Here is a 21,258-nt window from a genome sequence, read left to right as displayed (position 1 = left end):
GTTTGTCATTGTGGATCACGGTCTAAGACCATGACGCTATGGACCGAGCCACTCCCGCTTAAGTTGTGGATGAGGCCGGTCGATGCATCTGCCACGTGTCTGCCTTGCGATACTTCTCCTTGGAACTGCTGGGTGACCTCGAGGGCCTGCGAGATGCCTGTTGCACCCAGTGGGTGGCCACAGCCAAGCAGCCCACCGCGGGGGTTGACAGCGACGTCGCCGTCGAGGTGACTGCGCCCGTCCTCGATGAACTGTCCGCCCCCGCCGCGCTCGGCGAAACCCAGTTCCTCGTACTCGATGATCTCGCTGATCGAGAAGCAATCGTGTATCTCGGCGATATCGATCTCCTCGAGGGGGTCCTCGATACCGGCCTGCTCGTAGGCGTTCTGTGACGCTTTTCGAGCCTGCGGCCAGCCCGAAAAGGAGGGAAGGTTGTTGATCGAGTTGCCCGCCATCGACGACTGTCCGCTGCCTGTGATCCAGGCTGGGGTGTCGGTGACCTCGCGGGCTTTCTCCTCGCTCATCAGGATTACGCCCGCCGCGCCGTCCGTGATACCGCTGCAGTCATAGAGGTGCAACGGCGGTGCGATTTCAGGTGATTCGAGGACGTCCTCGGGCTCGATCTCCGTCTGGAAGTGCGCAAAGTCGGTCTTGGCGGCGTTGCTCTTGTTCTTCGCCGCGACCTGGGAAAGCTGCTCCCGGGTGGTCCCGTGCTCGTGCATATGTCGCTGGGCGTACCAGGCGAAAAACGGCGGTGCAGACAGGCCGTTGACGCCGTCGAACTCGCGGTCCAGCACGTTCGCCATCGATCCCTGCATCTCCGGCATGTAGTCACGGCCGAGGTTCATCTTCTCGACGCCGAGAACGAGCGCGACATCCAGTTGTCCGGCGGCGATAGCCAGCCAGGCGTATCGTAGTGCGGCCTGCCCGCTCGCACACGCCAGTTCAGTCCGTGCGATCATTTCGGTGACCTCGATGCCGAGCAGTTCGGCGACCATCGGCGCGACGTGTGACTGGTAGGCAAACCGCTCGGGCTGCACCGCGCCGACGAACAGCCCCTCGATGTCCTCGGGGCCAACACCTGGGACGGCGTCGAACGTCGCCTTCCCGCCCTCCTGTGCGAGATCCTTCCAGGTCGCGTCTCGTTCACCCCAATTCGCATGACCGCCGCCAACTATCGCAACGTTTCGATTTGTCGCCATCTCACTCACCCTCGAACTCCGGCCGGCGGTCCTCTCGGAACGCCGTCACGCCCTCGAGCATGTCATCAGTCGTTGCCAGCACCGCGAACGCCTGTTTCTCCATCGCCAGTGCCGTCTCGAGGCTGGCTTCCGGGCCGTTTTGAATAACCTGTTTGGCGGCTTTGAGCGCAACCGGTGGTCCCGAGACCAGATCGTCAACGATGTCGTCGACGGTGTCCTCGAGATCCGTGGCCGGGACGGCGTGGTTAACGATGCCCCACTCCTCGGCCTGCTCGCCGTCGAACTGCATGGCGCGGTAGACCATCTCTTTCGTCCGGGCTTCGCCGATGAGGCGAACGAGTCGCTGGGTCGCACCACCGCCGGGGATCACACCGAGGTTCGTCTCGGGCGTTCCAATCGTCGCATCCTCTGTCGCGACGCGAATGTCACAGGCAAGTGCGAGTTCGATGCCTGCACCGAGACAAAAGCCGTGAATCTTCGCGACCGTCGGCCGGTCGAACTCGTAGACGGTCTGGAACATCTCATCGACATCCATGATCTCGGCTGGATCGTCAGCGGTGAAACCAGTGATATCTGCCCCGGAGCTAAACGCCCGGCCGGCCCCTTCGAAGACGACACAGGAGACCTCCTCGTCGTCAACGTTCTTCAGGAGTCGGTCGACTTCCATGAACATGTCGTCCGACATCGAGTTCATCCGCTCTTGGCGGTCGAGTTCAATCGTGAGGACCCCATCGTCGTCGAGTTCCCAGTTGATGTAATGAGTGGGCGGATCGACCCGGTAGTCGAAGAAGCCCTTCCCGGCGCTCTCACCGGTCCAGCCCTCCTCGACGAGTTCGACGAGATAGTCGGCTGGTTCGTAGCGCTCGGTCCCGTACTCTTCGTACAGCGACTCGAGTTTCTCGAGGACGACGTCCAGGCCGATGCGGTCGCCGCGTCGGCACATCCCCTCGGGGAAGCTGCCGCCGAGCCGGAGCCCGATATCGATCTCCTCGGGCGTGGCGACGTCGTTGCCGACGAGCCAGGCGGCCTTGTTGATCATCACCGCTTCCGTGCGAAGGGTATCGTAGTTGCCCGCGTCCTCAGGCTGGTAGTCGGTTCCGTCGCCGTCGTCCGCATAGTCATAGAACCCGCTGCCACTCTTTCGGCCGAGGTCGTCGGTCTCGACTTTCTCCTCGATAGCTGGGGGGACGGGTTGGCCGGACTCATCGCGGAAGTGGTAGGCGATATCGATCCCGCCGAAGTCGTTGAGCTCGAACGGCCCCATCGGATAGCCTCGCTCGTAAACCATCGCTGCATCGGCTTCCTGGACTGTTGTCTCGTCGTTTGAGAGCATCCAGGCCGCCTCCTCCATGAATGGGACGAGAACCGTGTTGACGACGAAACCGTGGACGTCCTTGCGGACATAGATCGGGCGCTTGTCGACCGACTCGGCCCACTCGTAGGCGAGTTCGGCCGTCTCGTCTGTCGTCGCTTCACCATAGGTCACTTCGACGAGATCCATCTTCACCGGTGGATTGAAGAAGTGCATCCCGACGACCTGTTTCGGACGGTCGGTCGCCGCTGCAATGTCCGAAATCGAGAGACTCGAGGTGTTCGACGCCAGAATCGCGTCCTCGGGCGCGTGCTCGTCGACCGTCGAGAAGGTGTCTTCTTTGATCTCGAGTTGTTCGGGAACGGCTTCGATCACGAGGTCAGCGTCTGCGACGGCGTCAGCGAGGTCCGTCGTCGTGTCGATGCGCTCGAGGACTGTCGCAGCGGACTCGTCGATCCGGCCCTTCTCTTCGAGCTTCTCGAGGCTCCATTTGATGTCGTCGTAGCCGTCTTGGACGAACTCTTCTTCGATGTCCCGCATTGTCACATCGTAGCCACCAATCGCGGCAACCTCCGCGATACCGTGGCCCATACTGCCGGCTCCAAGGACTGCTACTCGTTGCACTGTGTCAACCTTCATCACGAAATTATCCGTTATTGTGTCACATATATCTTTGGAAGAACGCACGCGTGCGTGCGGGTTCCAACATCCATGATTTCATGATTTGCTTCCGACTTGAAAGCGGGTTACGAACCGTTCGACAGAGATAGAGGATGGAAGATTTGACGACGAGAGAAACGGACAGTCAGTGCATCGCTCCGAGTTGCGTGCCACACACCGAACGCAAAAGCATCGTCGACCAAGGGAAAGCATCCCGTCGTCCAAGCAATTACAGTTCTGACTCGAGTTCCTGCACTTCGCGGCGAACGTTTCGTACCTTCTCGGCCTGTTCGCTGTTGGTTTCGGCGAGCGTCTGGATCTCGCCTGCGATGTTCTGGCTCCCCTCGACGCTATTGCTGAGCATCGTTGCGACTTCCTCGGCTGTCGCGGCCTGTTCGTCGGTCGCATCGGCAATCTCCTCGCTTCCTGTCGTGGCCTCGTCGATGGCGGTCTTGATCTCGGACTGTTTGTTGTTAACGGTCTCGGCGTGCTCAATCGCTCTATCGACGTGCTCGAGTGTTGTCTCAACGTTCTCGATTGTTTCCGTCGTGTGCGAGCGCACTTCGTCGACGATCTGTTCGATAGTCTCGACCTCCTCCTTTGACTGGTCTGCGAGTGCTTTCACCTCGTTGGCGACGACTCTGAACCCTTCCGCTCCACTGCCAACCTGTGCAGCCTGGATGTTGGCGTTGAGCGCCAGTAGATTTGTCTCGTCGGCGATCCCGTCGATCACGTCGACGATGGTGTCGATCTCCTCGATTCGCTCCTCGAGTGTGCGACTGGTCGTGGCGAGCGTATCCGCCGCGTCCCGAACGTCATCAACCGAGGTGACGATCTCGTCGGTCGCTTGCTTCGATTCGTCCGCCAGTTCCGCAGCTGTGGCGCTTTGGCCACTGACTTCCTCAGCACTGGCGGCGACCTCCTCAACAGTTGCCGACAGCGATTCCATCTGCATCTGAACCGACTCGAGGCTCCCGACCTGCTGATCGACGAGCGCCTCGAGTTCGTCGTTCGTCTCGGCGTTCGTTTCGGTTGCCACGAGAAGGTCCTCGACGGCCTCGTTGATCGTCTCGCTGATCCCCTCCTGAACGCGCTTGACTTCCTTGCGCTGCTCGACGAGTTCCGTGACGACGCTTACGTACTCGAACGCGCCAACGACCTCGCCGGTAGGCGTTCGTAGCGGCGACCCAGCGGCACGGAGGTGCCATCTATCGTCGTCAGGACCGCCCGAACGGATGTGGTCCTCACGAATCTCCGTCTCTGTCCGGACGATCTTCTCTGCAAGGGTTTCTTCGACGCCCTCGGTCCCAAGGACATCAATCGCGTTCTCTCCGAGCGTCTCGTCAGCAGTGATGCCAGTCAGTGGTTCGTGCTTGTCGTTCCAGTGTGTAATGCTGCCGCCGTCATCGACGACAAATGCCGGTTCCGGAAACTCATCAACCAGTTGGTCGAAGAGCCCGCGCCAGAGATCCCGTTCGTACTCGAGGCGTTCGACCTCGTCGAATTCGGCGTCATCGACGAACTCCTCAGTATCAATGAGGGGAGTGGTAGCCATGTACACCCTGTTTCCAGACGGGTACTAAGTATCTAACGGCAGCGCTCCCGAGAACGGCTGGAACCGCTGGGTGTACGCCCTCCACATCGACACGGGTCGGCGAAAGCTCCTGTCACGTCGGGAGTGCCAGTCAAAACGTTCCAGTACGACTGTGTGTGACTGACCACATCAGGCGAGTTCCAATTTCTTCGCCACCCAGTGGTCACGAGCGGCCATCACCAACTCCTCCTCGTCTGCGAACTCGGTTCGCTCGGCGACGAACTCGTCCCACTCTCCGTCTGTGACTGTCTCGAGTTCAGCCGCTGAACCAACATCGTCAGGACTGGCCGCGACCAGTTCGTCGAAGCTCTTGAACTCGGTCCGTTTGGCGACGAAGTCGTCATCGAAGACATCTGTAAGGGGAATCTCCTCGTTCCGATCATATACGTCCTCGGCGTTTGGAAGGTCGTCTTGCTTCGCTGCTGTCTCCTCAAGATCCGTTTCGAGTACCATACGATCAATCGTGGGTGAGAGTACGTAAATCCATGCCATTTCATGAACTGATCGCGGCGGCCCGTCAGTCTGCGGGGTGGCTGATCTGGGCGTCAAACACGTGCTCCGACGGGAAGACGCTTCGGCAGTCTTCACAGACCATCTGTCCCTGAATCGCGTACTCCCAGAGCTTGCCACCGCAGTCCAGACAGTCAAAGTGGGCTCTGACAAACGGGTCCTCGTCGACGTATGGATTGTCGAACTCAGCCATACGTACACGTTTGGGAACTGTCTATAAGAGTATTACCCACAAGGCACGCCGAAAGCGTCGATTCGTCGCAATTCGACACAACAGCCGATGTGGGTGCGAAATGAGCTGCCTACTTGTCGATGGCGGCCTCGGCGTAGAAGTTCATCGACCGGAGGATCGGCTCGTCGGTCATACCAAGCAAGATCGCCTCGTCGTCCGGCTCGTGGTGGTGTGGTGCGTCCGGCGGCACGACAAAGATGTCCCACTGACCCCACTCGAGGGCCTCGCCATCAACGTGTGTTACGCCCTCACCCTCGATGACGAAGTAGACCTCGGTGGCGTTGTGGAAGTGCGGGTCGGTCGGCCCGTCGTTCAGCAGTTGGGCGCGGAACGACATCGTCGGGAACAGGGGTGCCTCGCCGGTAGCGGGGTTGACGTACGCGAGGCTGTACCCGTCGTGTGGATCCGGCTCGTCGTTATCTGCACGCTGGCGCAGCGTCTCTTCCATCTCGTTCCAACCGAAGCGGTAGGGCGGCGTCGGCTCTCTGTTCCCTTCGAACGGGCCAGGAATCGAGCCGTCCGACTCCTCGCCGGCCGGACGACCGCGCCCGTACTGGGAGTCCCAGTAGCCCTGAGTTTTCGTGACCGGCTGGCGCTCGAGTTCGTGGTTCTCGAAGACGTGGGAGTTGTTCAGGGTGTCGAGAAACAGCGGCAGGTCGAGGACATCGAGCCATGCCGCAGTCTCGTCGCCGTCGTTGATATGGTCGTGCCACTCCCATTGGGGCGTCGTCACGAGGTCGTTGTCCCTCATCGGGAACTCTTCGCCGGCGACGACCGTTTTCATGTCCTCGTGGCCATCGATTGTAAAGCGAAGGGCGCTGGCGGCATGTCGGTGCGACGGTGCGGTCTCCCCAGGTGAGACCGTCTGGACGCCGATATAGATCGTGTTTGAGATCGCGTGTTTGGCGTTGATCGGAACCGCAACACGTCGCTGAAATCCCGGCGGCAGATCGGCGATTGGAACGTCGCTTTCGATACCATCGATGGCGGCCTGGATATCTTCCCACTTCCAGATATCCGGCTCGAGATCGCCGATGAGTGTTCCCATGTCGTCTTCTACTTCCCAGAGCGGACGGAGGTCGTTCTGCTCGAGCAGGGATTGGGTGTCGTCGCTTAGCTCTAGCAGGTCCTCGGGCTCTTCCTGTACCATGCATGGGTGTTCGGCAAACGATACTATAAGTGTGTTGGAGGGACCCACACCCCCGGAACAGGCGCTCTCGGCCCACGAACGATGGCTGATGCAGTGAGACTGCACCCATCAGTCGGCACGATCATCGCCGAGAGAGGATGATTTATGTAGCCGGCTCGCAGTGCATGTAGTATGCGATTCGTCAGATTCGACGACGACCGACTAGGTCTGCTGACCGACGATGGCATCGTAGACGTCACTGATCGACTTGGCCTCGAGACAGCAGATCCGCTGAAGGAGTACGCTCGGAAGGGACTGGATGCGAGCGAGTATGCAGACGCCGACCCCGATTACGACCGCGACGAGGTTCGCATCGAGTCGCCCGTTCGCCGACCGGGCAAGGTGATCGCCGCGCCGCTGAACTACGAGAACCACGTCGAGGAAGCCCTCGCGGACACAGACATCGTCACCGACGAGTGGTTCACCATCGAGGACAAGGGCTACTTCCTCAAAGCACCCTCGAGCGTCGCCGGCCCCGCAGATGGCATCGAACTCCCCTTTACCGACCGCCGCGTCGACCACGAGATCGAACTCGCGTTCGTGATGGCCGAGGACGTCAAGGACATCGACGCCGACGACGTCTGGGACGCCGTCCTTGGCTACACGATCCTCCTCGACGTCTCCGTTCGTGGTGATCAGGACCGCTCGAACCGCAAATCCTACGACACGTTCACCATCATCGGCCCCTGTGTCGCCACCCCCGACGAGGTCGGTGACCCACACGACCTCGAGATGGAACTGCAACTCAACGGCGAGACCAAACAGCAACAAAACACAGGCGGGATGATCTACAGCTGTGCCGACGTCGTCGAGTACGCCTCAATCGGCGCGACCATCGAAGCCGGCGACGTCATCACCACCGGAACGCCGGAAGGCGTCAGCGCACTCTCCGGCGGCGACACCATCGACGCCGAAATCGAGAGCGTTGGCGCGATGACCGTCGATGTCTCCGAACGCGACGTTGCCTTCGAAGACGTCAACGTCCAGAAGAGCCAACAGGACGAGTGATACGGATTGCTGTCTCCCCTGTCCCGCCGATCACCAGGGGCAGAGTCGGTGACCGGCGGTAAGTGACTACAGCAAACCGTATGAAAGACGGCCGCTACGGCATCGAACTTCGTTTTCAGCAGCGACAAAACCAACGACAGTCAGTCCTCGAGTGTCACGAGCGCGTCGAGCGCAACCGCATCGTCAGCACGCACGAGTAGCGGATTGACCTCCACCTCGGTGATCGACTCCCGGTCAACGAGCAGGTCGCCGACCGCGACGATGGCCTCGGCGACTGCCTCCCGGTCAACCGCCGGCGATCCGCGGTAGCCGTCGAACAGGGGCGATGCCTCGAGGTCGTGCGTCATTTCGAGCGCCTCGGCGGTCGAAATCGGTGCGATGCGGTGGCTCGTGTCCTGTACCAGTTCGACGGCGACGCCACCCAGCCCGACGAGGACGGTTGGACCGAACGACGGATCGCGGGTTCCGCCGACGATCACCTCGAGGCCGGCCTCGAGGTCGACACCCGCTTCGACGTAGACGCCGGCCGCAACGTCGCGGTCGTCGGCAGCCGCGAGGATGCGGTCGGCGGCCTCACGGACTGCATCGGCGTCCTCGAGTCCGACGGCGACGCCGGCCCCATCGGCCCACTCGCTTTTGTGCTGGACCGTCGGTGCGGAGACCTTCGCGACGACGGGATACCCTAACCGGTTGGCTGCGTCGACGGCAGCCTCTGCCGACTGGACGAGTTCGCCATCGGGCGAGGAGAGGCCGCAATCGGCGAGCAGCCGTTTGGCGTCGCCCTCTGTTAGCGTCGTTTGCCCGTCCGCAAGCGTCGCTTCGATTGGGTCTGCGTCAGTCATCGGCTGTCACCTCCTCGTCTGCGCCCATCGCGTCTGGCTGGCAGTTTCGCTTTGCATACTGGACGAGTGCTCCGATGGCGTCGGCAGCCCGCTCGGGTGTTCGATACGTGGGCACGCCGAGGGCCTCGAGTTCGGCGACCTCGTCGTCGATCACCGACTTCGGGCCGGCCGTCCCGAAGACGATGGGTTTGTCGACCGTCGTAACGAGTTCCTCGAGTGCGTCGGTGGGATAGCCGAGCGCGGCTTCGTACAGCTCGTAGACGAGGACGATGTCGATGTTGTCGTCACGTGCGACAGCCGAGACGACGTCGCCGAACTCGGGCATCGGCCGGCCGGTGTCGACTGGGTTTGCGGAGAAGGTAATCCCTGGGAGGATCTCCTCGACGACGTCTTGGGTCGCTGCAGAGAGCGAGGGAAGCGTCGCTCCGGTTCGCTTCAGGCGATCTGTGATGGCGATTCCCGGACCGGCCTGGGCGGTAACGACGCCAACGTTCGGGCCGTCGGGTTCCGGACAGGTGGCAAGCGCCGTTCCAGCGTCGAGCAGTTCGGACACGGATCGGACTGTTGGGACGCCGTACTGGGCGAAGCCGGCCTCGTATAGCTCGTAGGAGCCGGTCAACGCGCCCGTGTGCGATTCGGCGAAGTCGCCGACGTCCTGTTCGCCGACGTTGTAGGCGACGACCGGTGTCTCGATGGCCCGGCAGGTCTCGAGCAGCCCGCGGGCGTCGTCGGTCCCCTCGACGTGTATCATGATGGCGTCAGTCTCCGAATCGGAATCGAAGTACTCGAGTGCCTCCTCGAAGCTGACGGTCGCACGGTTGCCGAGACCGACCATCGCGGAGACACCCCGGCCCTCGTTCTCCGCGTGGAACGCCAGCGAGTAGGCGAGTCCACCGCTCTGGGCAACGATTGCAACGTTTCCCGGCGGGACGTACTCGACATCGGTCGCGAAGGTCGCATACAACTCCGCCGAGGGGACCAGAAAGCCGCTCGTGTTGGGTCCGAGTACCGACACGTCGCCCTCGGCTGCGGCCGCCTCGAGTCGGTCCTGTAACTGTTCTCCATCGGGACCGGCCTCTGCGAAGCCGCCGGCGAAGACGACGGCCGCACCGATATCGGCGTCGCCACACTCTTCGATCACGTCAGGGACGACCTGGGCCGGGACACACAGCAGCGCCAGGTCACAGTCACCGTCGATTTCGGTCACTGATGAGACGAACTGCCGGCCACAGACGGTCCCTGACGTCGACGGGTTGACTGGATACACCGGTCCGTCGAACGCAGCTGTATTTTGCATTGCCTCGTAGCCGATCTTTCCTTCTGTCTTCGACGCCCCGACGACGGCGATACCGCTGGGGTCGAACAGACTTGTCGCAGTCATACCAGTGGTGTTGTCGTAACTGGGTGAAAGCATTTTCCCCGTAAACGCGCCGTCTCATTCCGTCTCGTGATTGTCTCGTTCCCTCCTCGAGTCCGATCAGCCGTAGACGAGTCGCAGTTCGATGTCGTCGACTGCTTCGAAGAGTGGCTCACACAGTTCTGCGTCGATCCGTTCCTCAGTGAGTCGGTTGGCCGCGCCAGCAATCGTGACCGCTGCAACCGGTCTCCCGTCCTCGATTACGGGCGTCGCAATCGCATGGAGGCCACGCATGTCCTCCTGGAAGTTCATCGCGTACCCTCGCTCGCGAGTGGCCTCGAGTTCGTCTAACAGCGTCTCGTCGTCGGTGATCGTGTTTTCGGTTTGTGCTGGCAAGCCGTGGCGCTCGATGATCTCGACGACCTCCTGTTCGGGGAGGTGGGCCAGGATGGCTTTTCCGGCCGAGTTGGCGTGGAGCGGTACCCACGTCCCGATCGTCGAATCGAACGAGAACGAGTCATTGTGCGAGACGCCGTAGAGGAAGATCCCACGACCGTTTTCGTGGACGATCAGCCAGACGGCCTCGTCTGTCTCGGCTGCCAGGCGTTCGATACGGTCTTTCGCCGCGTGGTAGACATCGTACTGGTTGCGAACGGCGACGCCCGTGTTGAAAAATTGCAAGCCGAGGCGGTACTGGTGCCCGTCGTTGACGACGTATCGTCGTCGCTCGAGACTGACCAGATGCTTGTGGACTGTACTCTTGGCGAGGTCGAGCCGTTCCGCGAGTTCGGTGACGCCCGCACCGCCGGTTTCTGTGAGTGTTTCGACGATAGCGAACAGCGTTTCGTTCGATTTGATGGCCCGTCCATCGGCCGCGCGCTCCTTCATGATAAATATGGTTTATCTCCGATTACATAATCACTTCCGAAAAAATACTGATATGATACGGGGATGTACAGAGTGACGTTCGCTCTCATGAAACACAACTGGATTGGCTATCAGAAACCTCTGCTACACAGGTCTGAGATGGTGATTTTCAGCTGATAGGCGGGAAATCCGATGCGAGGCCGTTTACACAAGTACTGTAGTAAAATCTGGACGACTACCCGTGTTATTGTCTCACAATACGTTCTCTATTGGCGAACGCAGTAACTAACTCAGCACTTTGTACAGGTCTCTTCTCTCACGAGTCAGAACTAGCCAGGAGCGGTTACAAAGACAATCGGACGGGTTGAGGCGGAAGAACGGGTCTTATTCCGCGGCCGATTTCAGCGCAGCGCGTAACTCGTCCGGAACTGGGACACTGTGATCGCCGCCAACAGGAACGCAGACCCGGTGCTCCGTGCCGGTAAACACGACAGACCCATTGTGGGTGCCAGTATAGACGAACTGAACACTCGAGGTGCCAATATCGGTCGTCAGTTCGATCTGGACCTGATCGCCACCGCGTACCTGCCGTTCGAAATCGAAGTCCATCGAGACGAGTGGTAACCCAATCTCGTGTTCCTCGGTCAACTCCCAGAAGGACCAGCCAATATCCTCCATGAACATATCGGAGGTCTCGTGAATTGCGTCTATCATCCGCGGATAGTGGGCGATACCGAACGGATCCGTATCCGAGAACCGAACTGTCCATGTTCGTGTGTAACTCATCTGTAGGACCGTCTCCGCCGAACTAAAATAAGGCTACCCCCGAACACGTACCTGTACTTATACGTCTCGCCGGTAGTCGTGTGACAGAGAGTGCCAACACGGTTCGGTCTCCACGAACAAATAGGGGGGACCGAAACCACTAACTCGACTGTCCGGAAATATAGGGTACCCATGCCAATGCGGACCACGCCAGCAGCGGTGCTTGTGCGAGTCGATTCTGGAGTCGTACGGTGTCGAACACGAATCGAACACGGGCGACCAATTGGAACGGGGACGGTATGACGGCGAACTCGAACGCGTTCAACCGACGAGACTCGAGCCCCGCCGTCGACACTCGAGCGAACTACGACTACGCTTCGGGCGAGGTTGCCCAACCCGGTCTGGTTGAGGCTCTCGAGGAACTGATCGCGGGAGACGTCCGTTTCGACAGCTACACCCGCCAATTGTACGCGACCGACGCGAGCGCGTACGAGATGACGCCCATCGGTGTCGTCTTTCCGACGTCGACCGACGATGTCGCTGCCGTCGTCGAGTACTGTGCAGATCGAGAGATTCCAGTGCTGCCTCGCGGTGGTGGCACCAGCCTTGCAGGACAGGCAGTTAACGAGGCGGTTGTCCTCGATTTCACTCGGTACATGGATGGCATCGTCTCCGTTGATCCAGACGAACGGCGGGCGAGGGTTCAGCCAGGCGTTATCCTTGACGAACTCAACGACACACTCTCGCCCCACGAACTGAAGTTTGCACCTGATCCGGCCGCTGGCAACCGGAGCGTCATCGGTGGTGCAATCGGCAACAATTCGACGGGTGCCCATTCGCTCGTCTACGGGAAAACCGACGCCTACGTCGAGGAGTGTGAGGTTGTCCTCGCCGACGGTACCGTTGCGACGCTCGGCGAAATCGACCTCGAGGAACTCCGAGACCGCGCAGATCCTGAAGGAACCATCCTCGAGTGCGTCTTCGCCGAAGTCGTTCGTATCATCGACGAGGACGCCGACGAGGTCCGCGAACGGTTCCCCGACCTGAAGCGCAACGTCTCTGGGTACAACCTCGACGTGCTCGTCGAGGAAGCCGAACGCGGTTTCGTCAACCTTGCCCGTGTGCTGGCTGGCAGCGAGGGAACCCTCGCCAGTATCACCGAAGCCGAGATTTCCCTCGAACCGGTGCCCGAGACGAAGGCAGTGTCGCTACTGTTCTACGAGAGCGTCCTCGAGGCCGTGACCGACGTCCAACACGTCCTCGAACACGAGCCTGCAGCGGTCGAGTTGATCGACGACGTTCTTTTGGGATTGGCACGGAACACAGCCGGATTCGAGGATGTTGCCACATTGGTCCCCGACGGGGTCTCTGCGGCGTTGCTGGTCGAGTTCTACGCCACGGATGACGACCACGGACGCGAGCAGACGGCCAAACTCCTCGCTGACCGTGGTTCCGACCCTGACCGCGACACCAAGGTAGTGCCGCCAGACGACCGACCATGGGCCGACGATCAGTACGCCGTTGCCGGCCTCGAGGCACACGACGAACCCGACCGGGAGCAGTTCTGGACGTTGCGCAAAGCCGGGCTGCCAATCTTGCTCTCGCGGACGAGTGACGAGAAACACATCAGCTTTATCGAGGACTGTGCGGTCCCGCCCGAACACCTCCCGGAGTTCGTCGAGCGGTTCCAGTCGCTGTTGGCCGACCAGGGCCGTGACGTCGACGCGGCGTTCTACGCGCATGCGGGTCCCGGTGTGCTCCACGTGCGGCCACTCGTGAATACGAAAGCCGCCGCTGATCGCGAGGCGATGGTGGCCATCGCCGACGAGGTAACCGATATGATCGTCTCCTTTGGTGGCAGCGTCTCCGGTGAACACGGCGACGGTCGCGCTCGAACACAGTGGAACCAGAAGCTCTACGGCGATGCTCTCTGGGAGACGTTCCGGAGTCTGAAGTCGGCGTTCGACCCCAACTGGTTGCTCAATCCGGGGAACGTCTGTGGCGACCACGACATGACGGCGAACCTGCGATACGGCGACGAATACAGCTATGAGCCTTCATTTTCCCCGTCACTGAATTGGACCAATGAGAATGGGATGCAGGGTATGGTCGAACTCTGTCACGGGTGTGGGAGCTGTCGAGGCTCTCAGGAGACGACCGGAAGTGTCATGTGCCCGACCTACAGAGCAGCCGACGAGGAGATTACCAGCACTCGTGGACGAGCCAACATGCTTCGTCAGGCCATGAGCGGTGACCTGCCCGACGATCCCACCGACGACGAGTTCGCCGAAGAAGTGCTTGACCTCTGTATCGGCTGCAAGGGCTGCAAACACGACTGTCCCAGCGAGGTCGACCTTGCCAAGCTCAAGACCGAGGTCATGCATACCCGCCATCAGGAACACGGCTCGAGCGTCCGTGATCGGCTCTTCGCGAACTTCGACACGCTTGCAGGAATTGGCAGCATGCTTGCCCCCGTCTCGAACGTTGTCAATTCGCTCCCAGGTGTACGAACAATTGCCGAGGAGACCGTCGGTATTGCCCGCGACCGTTCGCTTCCAACCTTCCACCGAGAGACCGTCCAGAACTGGTTTGACGCGCGTGGTGGGTCACGCGTATCTGAAGCTGATGCCGAGAGAAACGTAGTATTCGTTGCTGACACGTACACGAACTACTGTCATCCAGAAGTCGGAAAAGCGACAATTCAGGTACTCGAGGCTGCCGGTGTTCACGTTGACGTCACAGAGCGAACCGATAGCGGCCGGCCAGCGCTCTCGAAGGGGTTCGTCGAGAAGGCTCGCGAGACGATGCGAACAAACGTCGCAGAACTCGCTCCTCGAGTCCGCGACGGGTGGGACGTCGTCCTCGCTGAACCATCGGATGCAGTCATGTTCCAGTCCGATGCGCTGGATCTGTTGTCGGGCGACCGCGTTGAAGCGGTTGCCAAGAATAGCTACGGAATCTGTGAGTATCTCGATACGTTCCGACTTGGCGACCCCATCAACTGGAACGCCCCCAACGAGTCACTTGCCTATCACGGCCACTGCCACCAGAAGGCACACGCAAAGGACCACCACGCAGTTGGCGTGTTACGACGGGCCGGCTATACCGTCGATCCACTTGACTCGACCTGTTGTGGCATGGCCGGAACGTTTGGTTACGAGGCCGAACACTACTCGATGAGTCAGTCAATCGCTGATCTTCTGGTCGAACAGATCGCAGACAGTGACGCTTCGGTTGTTACTGCACCTGGGACATCGTGTCGAACCCAACTGGGTGAGAGACAGCTCAATCCGGTTCCCGCGGAGAGTATGCTCGCCGGTAGTCCTCTTGATCGGGATGAGCCGCCGACCCCAATCGAGTTGCTGGCCGTTGCGATCCAGAACCCGGATTCGGGAACTCACTGAGAGATCTGTCGTCTGTCTGGAACCGAGATGGCTACTCGGATTTGTGCTTGCGCTCCGGCTATAGTAGACGTTAGAAGTAATTACTCACTGTAGGAATAGAGCGTTGATCAAGGGCTGTATCAATCGCCGTTGTAAGATCATCAAGTGACTCAAAGAAGCGGTTGCTGAGAGCGACTCGGAGTTGTCTCCATTGACAGGTTTAGCTCTGGCGAGTACGCTGGTAACGTGACGAAGGCGAGGCCATCACGGGCCACCAGGTCTGTGACGTCCGACGCCTGAAAATACGGCACTCCATCCAGCACAATGAGCAGATCATCTTCGAACTCTTTGCATAACGCACGAATGAGATGGATGGCGTGTTCGGCGGCTACGTACTCTTCGAACCGAGCGAAAAACCGATCACCGTCTTCGGTGATCGCGCCCAAGAGACACCTGACATGGGTGAATCTGGATACGTTCATTCCCTGCTGTCACCGTCGAGTACGGCGACCTCGAGTTGCTCATCACGCCCACACTCGCCGAGACGGAACGTGGCCTCGTCCTGATCGACGTCGGCCTCGAGTCGGTCAAGGTCCACTCGCCGACGGAATCGAGTCGGGAGACGTTCGCTGCCGAGTCGAGTTCGGAACTCGGTATCGACGCAACTGCTGTCGCCTCGAGTGCTGAAGCTGCGTCAGAGCGATACGGAGACTCCCGTACTATTTTCCGGACACGCAAAAGACATCTGCATTCGATGTAACCGATGGTTCTAGAGGCCACCGAAATCCCCGAACCACTAGACATCAATAATTCCACTGCGTAATTTGAAATTGAACGTATACGATTTCGACCACTCAGCACGCCTTCAGTTGCCCACGGAAACAGGTAGTGTCCAAATAAGCTGATTCCATGCGAAGCTGAATGATCTAATCCAGTCGTCGGCAGTTTCTGCTTCGGCATTGTTAAAGTAGTTTGAGAAACAGAGGATCCGTCGCTTTATCACACCAAACACACGTTCAACAGCGTTCCGATTTCCATGTTTCTCGTCTCTGAAATCGAAGCCGTGACGCTGACATGCATCTTGTAACGAGTACGATCTATCGACGAGAAACACGACGTCTCTGACGCCGTGTTTCTCGGAGAGTTCCGTAAGAAACGAAAGAGCGAGAACCTTCGTTTTCGTCGCCTCAAGCTTGGTATGGAGTGATTCGTTTGTTTCAGGATCAACTGCGGCGTACAGCCAATACTGCTCATCATCAATCGGATCACAGTTTCGTCAACCGCAACGTGATCCGGACACCGACCAGATTCGGGCTGTAGATCAGCCTTGTGAACCCAATTGTGAACGGGAGATTGAACGCGTTTGACACCGAGCATATCAAGATTAAAGATAGTATTCGAAAGCGAAAGTCCAACGAGATGTAGCTGAATACTGAGCTGGCACTGTCTAGTTTAGCATCTCCTCAGCTGGCGTTCGGCCATCGAGCAATTGATGCGGTCTCTGTCGGTTGTAGTAATGTACAAATTGTTCAATCCATTTGCGGGGTGCTCCGCCGACTGCCCACCCACGAGTTATGGAAACGGTCAACGCGCATTTTGAAGGTGTGAGACCACTTTTCGATGAGGTTTCGGTCGGTATAGTCAACCTGACAGTTCAATCCTAACCGAGCAAGGGCAGTCCGATAGCCAAATTGATCGACGAGAAACACCGCCTCGGAGAGATTATGTTTTTCGCGGAGTCTATGCAGGAATGCAACCGCTGGATCGGTGCCATGGCGGCCGAACAATTGCGCGTCGAGAATCAGTTTTGTGTCGAGGTCTATTGCAGCGTACAATCAAGACCATTCGCCGTTTATTTTGACAGCGGTCTCGTCAACCGCGACCAGCGAGGGCTTCGCCCTCGGCGGGTCGGGAACGCTGTTAGCTCAAACCACGCTAACTAGACGGTGCCTATGCACCCAGTGTTTAACCGTATCGAACAATTCATTATAGGTAATGGAACGCCTGACCCGCCAGAAAGAGCGTGAGGACGAAACTGAAGACGAAACCACTGGACAGGAAGGCGTTCGAACCTGTCCTGAATGTGATTCAACGTCGCTCACCAGAAGTTCGGATGAAAGCGAAATTAGCTGTGAGGACTGTGGACTGATTTTGGAAGAGGAGACGATTGATCGAGGCCCAGAGTGGCGGGCGTTCAACGCAGCCGAGCGTGACAGTAAATCACGCGTTGGTGCGCCGACGACCCAGACAATGCACGATAAGGGGCTGACGACGACAATCGACTGGAAAGACCAAGACGCCTACGGTCGATCACTTTCCTCGGAGAAGCGCACGCAAATGAATCGACTGCGGAAATGGCAAGAGCGGATCCGAACAAAGGATGCCGGCGAACGAAACCTCCAGTTTGCGCTCTCTGAGACAGACCGGATGGCTTCTGCGCTGGGTGTTCCCCGCTCTGTTCGAGAGGTTGCAAGCGTCCTCTATCGACGTGCACTTGACGAGGATCTCATCCGGGGTCGCTCAATCGAAGGTGTCGCTACCAGTACGCTATACGCAGCCTGTCGGATGGAAGGGATCCCACGATCCCTGGATGAGATTGCGGCCGTCTCACGAGTAGACCGGATGGAAATTGGCCGCACATATCGGTACATCTCACAGGAACTAAGCCTCGAGATGGAGCCTGTCGATCCGAAGAAATACGTCCCTCGATTCTGTTCTGAACTCGAACTTCCCGAAGAGGTACAAGCGAAAGCTAACGAAATCATCGATACGACAGCCGAGAAAGGGTTGCTGTCAGGCAAATCACCGACTGGATATGCCGCAGCGGCCATCTATGCCGCTTCGCTCCTGTGCAATAGCAAAAAGACCCAGCGTGAGGTCGCGGATGTTGCGCAAGTAACTGAGGTCACGATCCGAAATCGGTATCAAGAGCAAATCGCTGCAATGGGGATTCACAGCTAACGCTGCTGAGTGGGAATCAGTTCACAGGTAGTAGTCCTCGCGTTCGATAACCTCGGCGAAGGCAACGGTTTCTGTGACATCCGTGAGTTCGATGGTCACTCGTTCGCCCTTCTCCGTATCGGGGATAATGATCACATACCCTCGCTCGACACGAGCAACGCCATCACCTTGCTCTCCGATGTCTTCAATGTCGACAGTGCGAGTTTCGCCTTCCGCAACAGGTGGCTCTAGAGTGTCTTCCTCTCGTCTCTGTGTACTGTCCTCGTCAGGGGTGGTTGTCGTTTCAAACAATCCAACGCGATAGACTTCGTCTTCTCGAAGATTTTCGGTTGCAATTTCAGACTTGGGAATTTCGATGACGTACGAATCGCGTTGTTCTGTCACGCTAGCACTAAACAAACATAGTAGGGTGTCGGGAATCTGCATCAGTATCGTTCCTTCTCAAAGCACTGTGTAGATACCCTCTTGAGACCATCGGTGACAGAACGACTCGAGCAATACGGTGCTCAATCGGTACGAATGCTCACCCACCAGGTCGTCTGAACGTATAGGTCACGTCGTCGGATTCAATCGTGAGAGAGCCGTCGTCGTGATTTACGATGAGATCGACGTCTCCTTTCTGCTCGAACTCATGAAGTGGCATCCCCGTACTGACGAGACCATCCTGCGACACCTCAATGTGTGCAGACCCGAAGTTGATCCGGATCCGATCGTCTTTGAGAGTCACGTCTCCGGTCTCTCCAAACTGGCGCAGTTCATCGACTACTGTTTCCCAGTTGCTGAACTGAATACGCTTCGTCATGGGTTGGTATACAGTTGTTAGTAGCTAATACCTTGCACACACTTCACCTCCAGAAGTTCCCTACTCACGGTTATACTCAATGCAATATCAGGATTAAATATCTATAGAAGAGTATAAATGACGACTCACGCGAGTATCCAGCCAGATGGAATTTATCGCGTCTTTGGATCCTTCTGATGAAGCAGGGGAAGACGCTGAACAGGAAGTCTGGGACGGACTCAAGGAGGCGCTTGGGCCAGACGACACTGGCATAGCGTACTACAAGTACCCGATAATCGACAAGACAAGCGGGCAATTCGATCAGGAACCGGACTTCGTTTTGTTTCACCAGGACCTTGGACTACTGGTCATCGAATGCAAAGGGTACCAGATCGGGCATATCGATCGTATCGATGGGTACACGTGGTATCTTCAGGGAATGGGCCAAAACCAATCGACACCACTTGGCCAGGCTCGCCAGCAGGCGATGCATCTCCGATCATATTTCAACCGTGGAGATACATCGTTGGTCAACGAATACGGGGAGGTCGTCGTCCCATCAAATCAGTTTGTTGCCCTGCCAAATATCACACGCAAAGAGTGGGAAGCACGTGGATTCCACGAACTCCCGTCGACACCGAAGGTCATTACGGGTGATGAACTGTCACCCCAGGCGCTTCGTCGGCGACTCAATGATATCAGCATTCGACGATCACTCACAGATGAGGTGTATGCAGACGGGCGATCGATTCTCAGTGGGGGACCTGCGATTACTGATGATTACACGCCTCCAGTAACCAGCACTGCGAACAAGGGAGCGTTGTACGAACGTGTCCAGAAAGGGTTGCGTGGACTCGACCAGAAACAAGAAGCGATCGGGATTCAGATTCCACCATTGTGGTTTGAATAATTGATTCGAGCAAAATTATTCGAGATGGCGGATCCAAATGCCAGTACCATGGACGGCTCAGATCAACAATCGTGAACGGACAGTATGAGCGGGCGTGAACACGTCCGCCATGTCGTAGAGTTGCTTGATAAAACAGCACCTGTACAAGAGATTGCGGACCGAGCAGATGTCTCGCGGACGACAGCGGATGATAAACTCCAGCGACTGCAGAATGATGACTGGGTCAGAGAAACGACGATTGATGGGACGAAAGCATACGAGTTGAATCCTGTTCGAATGTTCTTCGATGAGGTGACTGATCTGATCGACGAGTATTCGCGCGACAGATTGGAAAGCCAGCTTACGGAGTTAAAGACGAAACAAGAGGAACTGGCCGCAGAATACAACGTCAGTTCGCTTACTGAGTTGCGGGAGCAACTCGCCGGTGAAGATTTGCCAGTTGCGGAGCTTCGTAAGCGTCGTAATGTCGTCGAAACCTGGGAGGCGATAAACACTGAACTCAGACTCGTGAAGCATGCTCTCCAGTTGTACGATGACGTCGTTGGCCTTTCGTCACCCGAAAGTAAATTAGAACCTGCTACCTCACGTAGAGGTCTGGGGCAATAAAAAGCGAACAATATTCCCTTCCGGTGATTCCTCCTCGAAGACGAGTTCACCACCGAGAGAATCGACACACCATTGCATCACCCAAAGGCCAACACCGGACCCGTGAAAAGTGGTATTTGCCGACACATCCTCTTTGAGCACGTCAGTTTCAACAGCAGGGATACTTGGATTAGTATCGGTGATTTGGATTACCCCCCGACCAGTATCGGTCTCTTTAGCAACCAAAATTTTAACCGTGGAAGTTTTATCATCGCTATGGACGATTGCATTTTCGAGAGCGTGCTTAGTTGCGTAGTGGAGGCCCTTATCAGCGTTCACGAAAACGTCTGACTGGATATCGACTGTCAGGTTAGCGTTTGGATACTCTGATCGAATCTCTGCAACAACATCCTTGACCAGTTTTCTGACTTTTGTGGGCGAACGTTCTGTTGCGCCGGGTTCTGCAATCTCTTCGACCTGTTGAATCGAGTCACTCAACGTTCCAATCTCCATAGCGATGTCCAGGATTGTTTCAACTTCCTCCTCAAGTGTCTCCGCTTCGATTGCACTTTTGAGGCGGTCGGCGTACCCAATGAGTATGTTCGTCTCATTTCGTAGGTTGTGACGGATAACTCGATTAAGAAGGCGTAATCGGCGCTCTCGAGCCTTGTATTCTGTAATATCTTGCACTTCTGCAATAACGCATGGCAGTTCATCGATTGTTGTCTGATTCAGACAAACACGGACCCAGACTAACTCACCAGTAGAGCGCTCGATTTGCCACTCAAATACCTGCTCGTCTCCGTCTGCAGCTGCCTGAATCCGACGGACCGCTTTTTCTTGAGTGAACCGCTTTGTGGAAGCCGTATAGTCTCCAACCCTCATTTCTCGGAGTTCTGCTCGAGTGTAGCCATATAATTGTTCTAACTGTTTATTCACATCAAGGATTTTACCATCTTCAGGGTCATGTAAGGTTATTGCAATATGTGTGTCATCGAAAGATTTTGGCAGTGAGATATTTTCCAAATCAGCCATACCAAACTAAAGTAAGTAAACTTATATAAACAGATCTTCTGGGGAAACGGTTGCCTATTGGTTCT

18 protein-coding genes and 3 pseudogenes are annotated in these 21,258 nt (G+C 57.6%); 5 read left to right on the top strand and 16 right to left on the bottom strand.

The window, feature by feature from the left end; genetic code table 11:
• Positions 1–5: 5 nt before the first annotated feature.
• The 6 genes from B2G88_RS06445 to B2G88_RS06420 all read right to left on the bottom strand — a co-directional run bounded on the left by B2G88_RS06445 (position 6) and on the right by B2G88_RS06420 (position 6,660).
• On the bottom strand, positions 6–1,202 hold the full coding sequence (locus B2G88_RS06445; RefSeq protein WP_087714327.1) for a thiolase C-terminal domain-containing protein: 1,197 nt from the start codon (positions 1,200–1,202) through the stop codon (positions 6–8).
• Between the two features lies 1 nt (position 1,203).
• A complete protein-coding gene (locus B2G88_RS06440) occupies positions 1,204–3,153 on the bottom strand; it encodes a 3-hydroxyacyl-CoA dehydrogenase/enoyl-CoA hydratase family protein (protein ID WP_087714326.1) in 1,950 nt (649 codons plus the stop codon).
• A gap of 250 nt (positions 3,154–3,403) precedes the next feature.
• Positions 3,404–4,729: a methyl-accepting chemotaxis protein gene (locus tag B2G88_RS06435; protein ID WP_087714325.1), complete on the bottom strand. Its 1,326-nt coding sequence runs from the start codon at positions 4,727–4,729 to the stop codon at positions 3,404–3,406.
• Positions 4,730–4,897: 168 nt separating this feature from the next.
• On the bottom strand, positions 4,898–5,221 hold the full coding sequence (locus B2G88_RS06430; protein ID WP_054862507.1) for a hypothetical protein: 324 nt from the start codon (positions 5,219–5,221) through the stop codon (positions 4,898–4,900).
• Positions 5,222–5,285: 64 nt separating this feature from the next.
• Complete coding sequence (locus B2G88_RS06425) at positions 5,286–5,471, bottom strand: hypothetical protein (RefSeq protein ID WP_054862506.1); 186 nt, start codon at positions 5,469–5,471, stop codon at positions 5,286–5,288.
• Positions 5,472–5,580: 109 nt separating this feature from the next.
• Entirely contained in the window at positions 5,581–6,660 is a 1,080-nt protein-coding gene (locus B2G88_RS06420) for a cupin domain-containing protein (protein WP_087714324.1), read from the bottom strand.
• A gap of 171 nt (positions 6,661–6,831) precedes the next feature.
• Between B2G88_RS06420 and B2G88_RS06415 the strand changes: the two genes are divergently transcribed.
• The gene (locus tag B2G88_RS06415) at positions 6,832–7,707 is read left to right on the top strand and encodes a fumarylacetoacetate hydrolase family protein (RefSeq protein WP_054862505.1); all 876 of its coding nucleotides are present in this window, start codon (positions 6,832–6,834) and stop codon (positions 7,705–7,707) included.
• Between the two features lie 140 nt (positions 7,708–7,847).
• Here the strand turns inward: B2G88_RS06415 and B2G88_RS06410 are convergent, their stop codons facing one another.
• The 4 genes from B2G88_RS06410 to B2G88_RS06395 form a co-directional block, all read right to left on the bottom strand.
• Positions 7,848–8,549: an acetate--CoA ligase family protein gene (locus B2G88_RS06410; RefSeq protein WP_087714323.1), complete on the bottom strand. Its 702-nt coding sequence runs from the start codon at positions 8,547–8,549 to the stop codon at positions 7,848–7,850.
• Entirely contained in the window at positions 8,542–9,930 is a 1,389-nt protein-coding gene (locus tag B2G88_RS06405; protein WP_087714322.1) for a CoA-binding protein, read from the bottom strand. Before B2G88_RS06405 ends, B2G88_RS06410 begins: the two co-directional genes overlap by 8 nt.
• Positions 9,931–10,026: 96 nt before the next feature.
• The gene (locus B2G88_RS06400; protein ID WP_087714321.1) at positions 10,027–10,794 is read right to left on the bottom strand and encodes an IclR family transcriptional regulator; all 768 of its coding nucleotides are present in this window, start codon (positions 10,792–10,794) and stop codon (positions 10,027–10,029) included.
• 363 nt (positions 10,795–11,157) lie between these two features.
• On the bottom strand, positions 11,158–11,559 hold the full coding sequence (locus B2G88_RS06395) for an acyl-CoA thioesterase (protein WP_054862504.1): 402 nt from the start codon (positions 11,557–11,559) through the stop codon (positions 11,158–11,160).
• Positions 11,560–11,837: 278 nt separating this feature from the next.
• On the opposite strand from B2G88_RS06395, the gene B2G88_RS06390 reads away from it, so the two are divergent.
• Entirely contained in the window at positions 11,838–14,942 is a 3,105-nt protein-coding gene (locus B2G88_RS06390; RefSeq protein ID WP_087714320.1) for an FAD-binding and (Fe-S)-binding domain-containing protein, read from the top strand.
• Between the two features lie 70 nt (positions 14,943–15,012).
• On the opposite strand, the pseudogene B2G88_RS06385 reads toward B2G88_RS06390, so the two are convergent.
• From B2G88_RS06385 to B2G88_RS19800, 3 pseudogenes are all read right to left on the bottom strand, one after another.
• Positions 15,013–15,373: pseudogene (locus B2G88_RS06385) on the bottom strand (transposase); the annotation flags it as partial.
• Positions 15,374–15,786: 413 nt separating this feature from the next.
• A pseudogene (locus tag B2G88_RS06375) lies at positions 15,787–16,361 on the bottom strand (IS6 family transposase); the annotation flags it as partial.
• Positions 16,362–16,368: 7 nt separating this feature from the next.
• Positions 16,369–17,026: pseudogene (locus tag B2G88_RS19800) on the bottom strand (IS6 family transposase).
• Here B2G88_RS19800 and B2G88_RS06365 point away from each other — a divergent pair.
• The gene (locus B2G88_RS06365; protein WP_087714318.1) at positions 16,917–17,882 is read left to right on the top strand and encodes a transcription initiation factor IIB; all 966 of its coding nucleotides are present in this window, start codon (positions 16,917–16,919) and stop codon (positions 17,880–17,882) included. The pseudogene B2G88_RS19800 and the gene B2G88_RS06365 overlap by 110 nt on opposite strands.
• A 21-nt stretch (positions 17,883–17,903) precedes the next feature.
• Here B2G88_RS06365 and B2G88_RS06360 read toward each other — a convergent pair whose 3' ends face one another.
• Together B2G88_RS06360 and B2G88_RS06355 are read right to left on the bottom strand one after the other, a co-directional pair.
• On the bottom strand, positions 17,904–18,308 hold the full coding sequence (locus B2G88_RS06360) for a TRAM domain-containing protein (protein WP_054863906.1): 405 nt from the start codon (positions 18,306–18,308) through the stop codon (positions 17,904–17,906).
• Between the two features lie 97 nt (positions 18,309–18,405).
• Positions 18,406–18,684, bottom strand: coding sequence for a hypothetical protein (locus tag B2G88_RS06355; RefSeq protein WP_054863907.1), 279 nt, complete (start codon positions 18,682–18,684; stop codon positions 18,406–18,408).
• Between the two features lie 145 nt (positions 18,685–18,829).
• Between B2G88_RS06355 and B2G88_RS06350 the strand changes: the two genes are divergently transcribed.
• A complete protein-coding gene (locus tag B2G88_RS06350) occupies positions 18,830–19,573 on the top strand; it encodes a nuclease-related domain-containing protein (RefSeq protein ID WP_054863908.1) in 744 nt (247 codons plus the stop codon).
• An 84-nt stretch (positions 19,574–19,657) separates the two neighbouring features.
• Complete coding sequence (locus B2G88_RS19870; RefSeq protein ID WP_176393189.1) at positions 19,658–20,179, top strand: DUF7342 family protein; 522 nt, start codon at positions 19,658–19,660, stop codon at positions 20,177–20,179.
• On the opposite strand, the gene B2G88_RS06340 is transcribed toward B2G88_RS19870, so the two are convergent.
• On the bottom strand, positions 20,156–21,193 hold the full coding sequence (locus B2G88_RS06340; RefSeq protein WP_054863909.1) for a PAS domain-containing sensor histidine kinase: 1,038 nt from the start codon (positions 21,191–21,193) through the stop codon (positions 20,156–20,158). The two genes, B2G88_RS19870 and B2G88_RS06340, sit on opposite strands and share 24 nt — an antisense overlap.
• Positions 21,194–21,258 lie beyond the last annotated feature (65 nt).

Source organism: Natronolimnobius baerhuensis, assembly GCF_002177135.1.
Taxonomy (GTDB): Archaea; Halobacteriota; Halobacteria; order Halobacteriales; family Natrialbaceae; genus Natronolimnobius; species Natronolimnobius baerhuensis.
The sequence above is the reverse complement of the archived record's forward strand: the minus strand, read 5'-3'. Positions and strand labels throughout refer to the sequence as shown.

Coding starts and splice junctions, on each gene's coding strand:
- B2G88_RS06445 (WP_087714327.1), bottom strand. CDS start 1,202: ATGGCGACAAATCGAAACGTTGCGATAGTTGGCGGCGGTCATGCGAAT.
- B2G88_RS06440 (WP_087714326.1), bottom strand. CDS start 3,153: ATGAAGGTTGACACAGTGCAACGAGTAGCAGTCCTTGGAGCCGGCAGT.
- B2G88_RS06435 (WP_087714325.1), bottom strand. CDS start 4,729: ATGGCTACCACTCCCCTCATTGATACTGAGGAGTTCGTCGATGACGCC.
- B2G88_RS06430 (WP_054862507.1), bottom strand. CDS start 5,221: ATGGTACTCGAAACGGATCTTGAGGAGACAGCAGCGAAGCAAGACGAC.
- B2G88_RS06425 (WP_054862506.1), bottom strand. CDS start 5,471: ATGGCTGAGTTCGACAATCCATACGTCGACGAGGACCCGTTTGTCAGA.
- B2G88_RS06420 (WP_087714324.1), bottom strand. CDS start 6,660: ATGGTACAGGAAGAGCCCGAGGACCTGCTAGAGCTAAGCGACGACACC.
- B2G88_RS06415 (WP_054862505.1), top strand. CDS start 6,832: ATGCGATTCGTCAGATTCGACGACGACCGACTAGGTCTGCTGACCGAC.
- B2G88_RS06410 (WP_087714323.1), bottom strand. CDS start 8,549: ATGACTGACGCAGACCCAATCGAAGCGACGCTTGCGGACGGGCAAACG.
- B2G88_RS06405 (WP_087714322.1), bottom strand. CDS start 9,930: ATGACTGCGACAAGTCTGTTCGACCCCAGCGGTATCGCCGTCGTCGGG.
- B2G88_RS06400 (WP_087714321.1), bottom strand. CDS start 10,794: ATGAAGGAGCGCGCGGCCGATGGACGGGCCATCAAATCGAACGAAACG.
- B2G88_RS06395 (WP_054862504.1), bottom strand. CDS start 11,559: ATGAGTTACACACGAACATGGACAGTTCGGTTCTCGGATACGGATCCG.
- B2G88_RS06390 (WP_087714320.1), top strand. CDS start 11,838: ATGACGGCGAACTCGAACGCGTTCAACCGACGAGACTCGAGCCCCGCC.
- B2G88_RS06365 (WP_087714318.1), top strand. CDS start 16,917: ATGGAACGCCTGACCCGCCAGAAAGAGCGTGAGGACGAAACTGAAGAC.
- B2G88_RS06360 (WP_054863906.1), bottom strand. CDS start 18,308: ATGCAGATTCCCGACACCCTACTATGTTTGTTTAGTGCTAGCGTGACA.
- B2G88_RS06355 (WP_054863907.1), bottom strand. CDS start 18,684: ATGACGAAGCGTATTCAGTTCAGCAACTGGGAAACAGTAGTCGATGAA.
- B2G88_RS06350 (WP_054863908.1), top strand. CDS start 18,830: ATGGAATTTATCGCGTCTTTGGATCCTTCTGATGAAGCAGGGGAAGAC.
- B2G88_RS19870 (WP_176393189.1), top strand. CDS start 19,658: ATGAGCGGGCGTGAACACGTCCGCCATGTCGTAGAGTTGCTTGATAAA.
- B2G88_RS06340 (WP_054863909.1), bottom strand. CDS start 21,193: ATGGCTGATTTGGAAAATATCTCACTGCCAAAATCTTTCGATGACACA.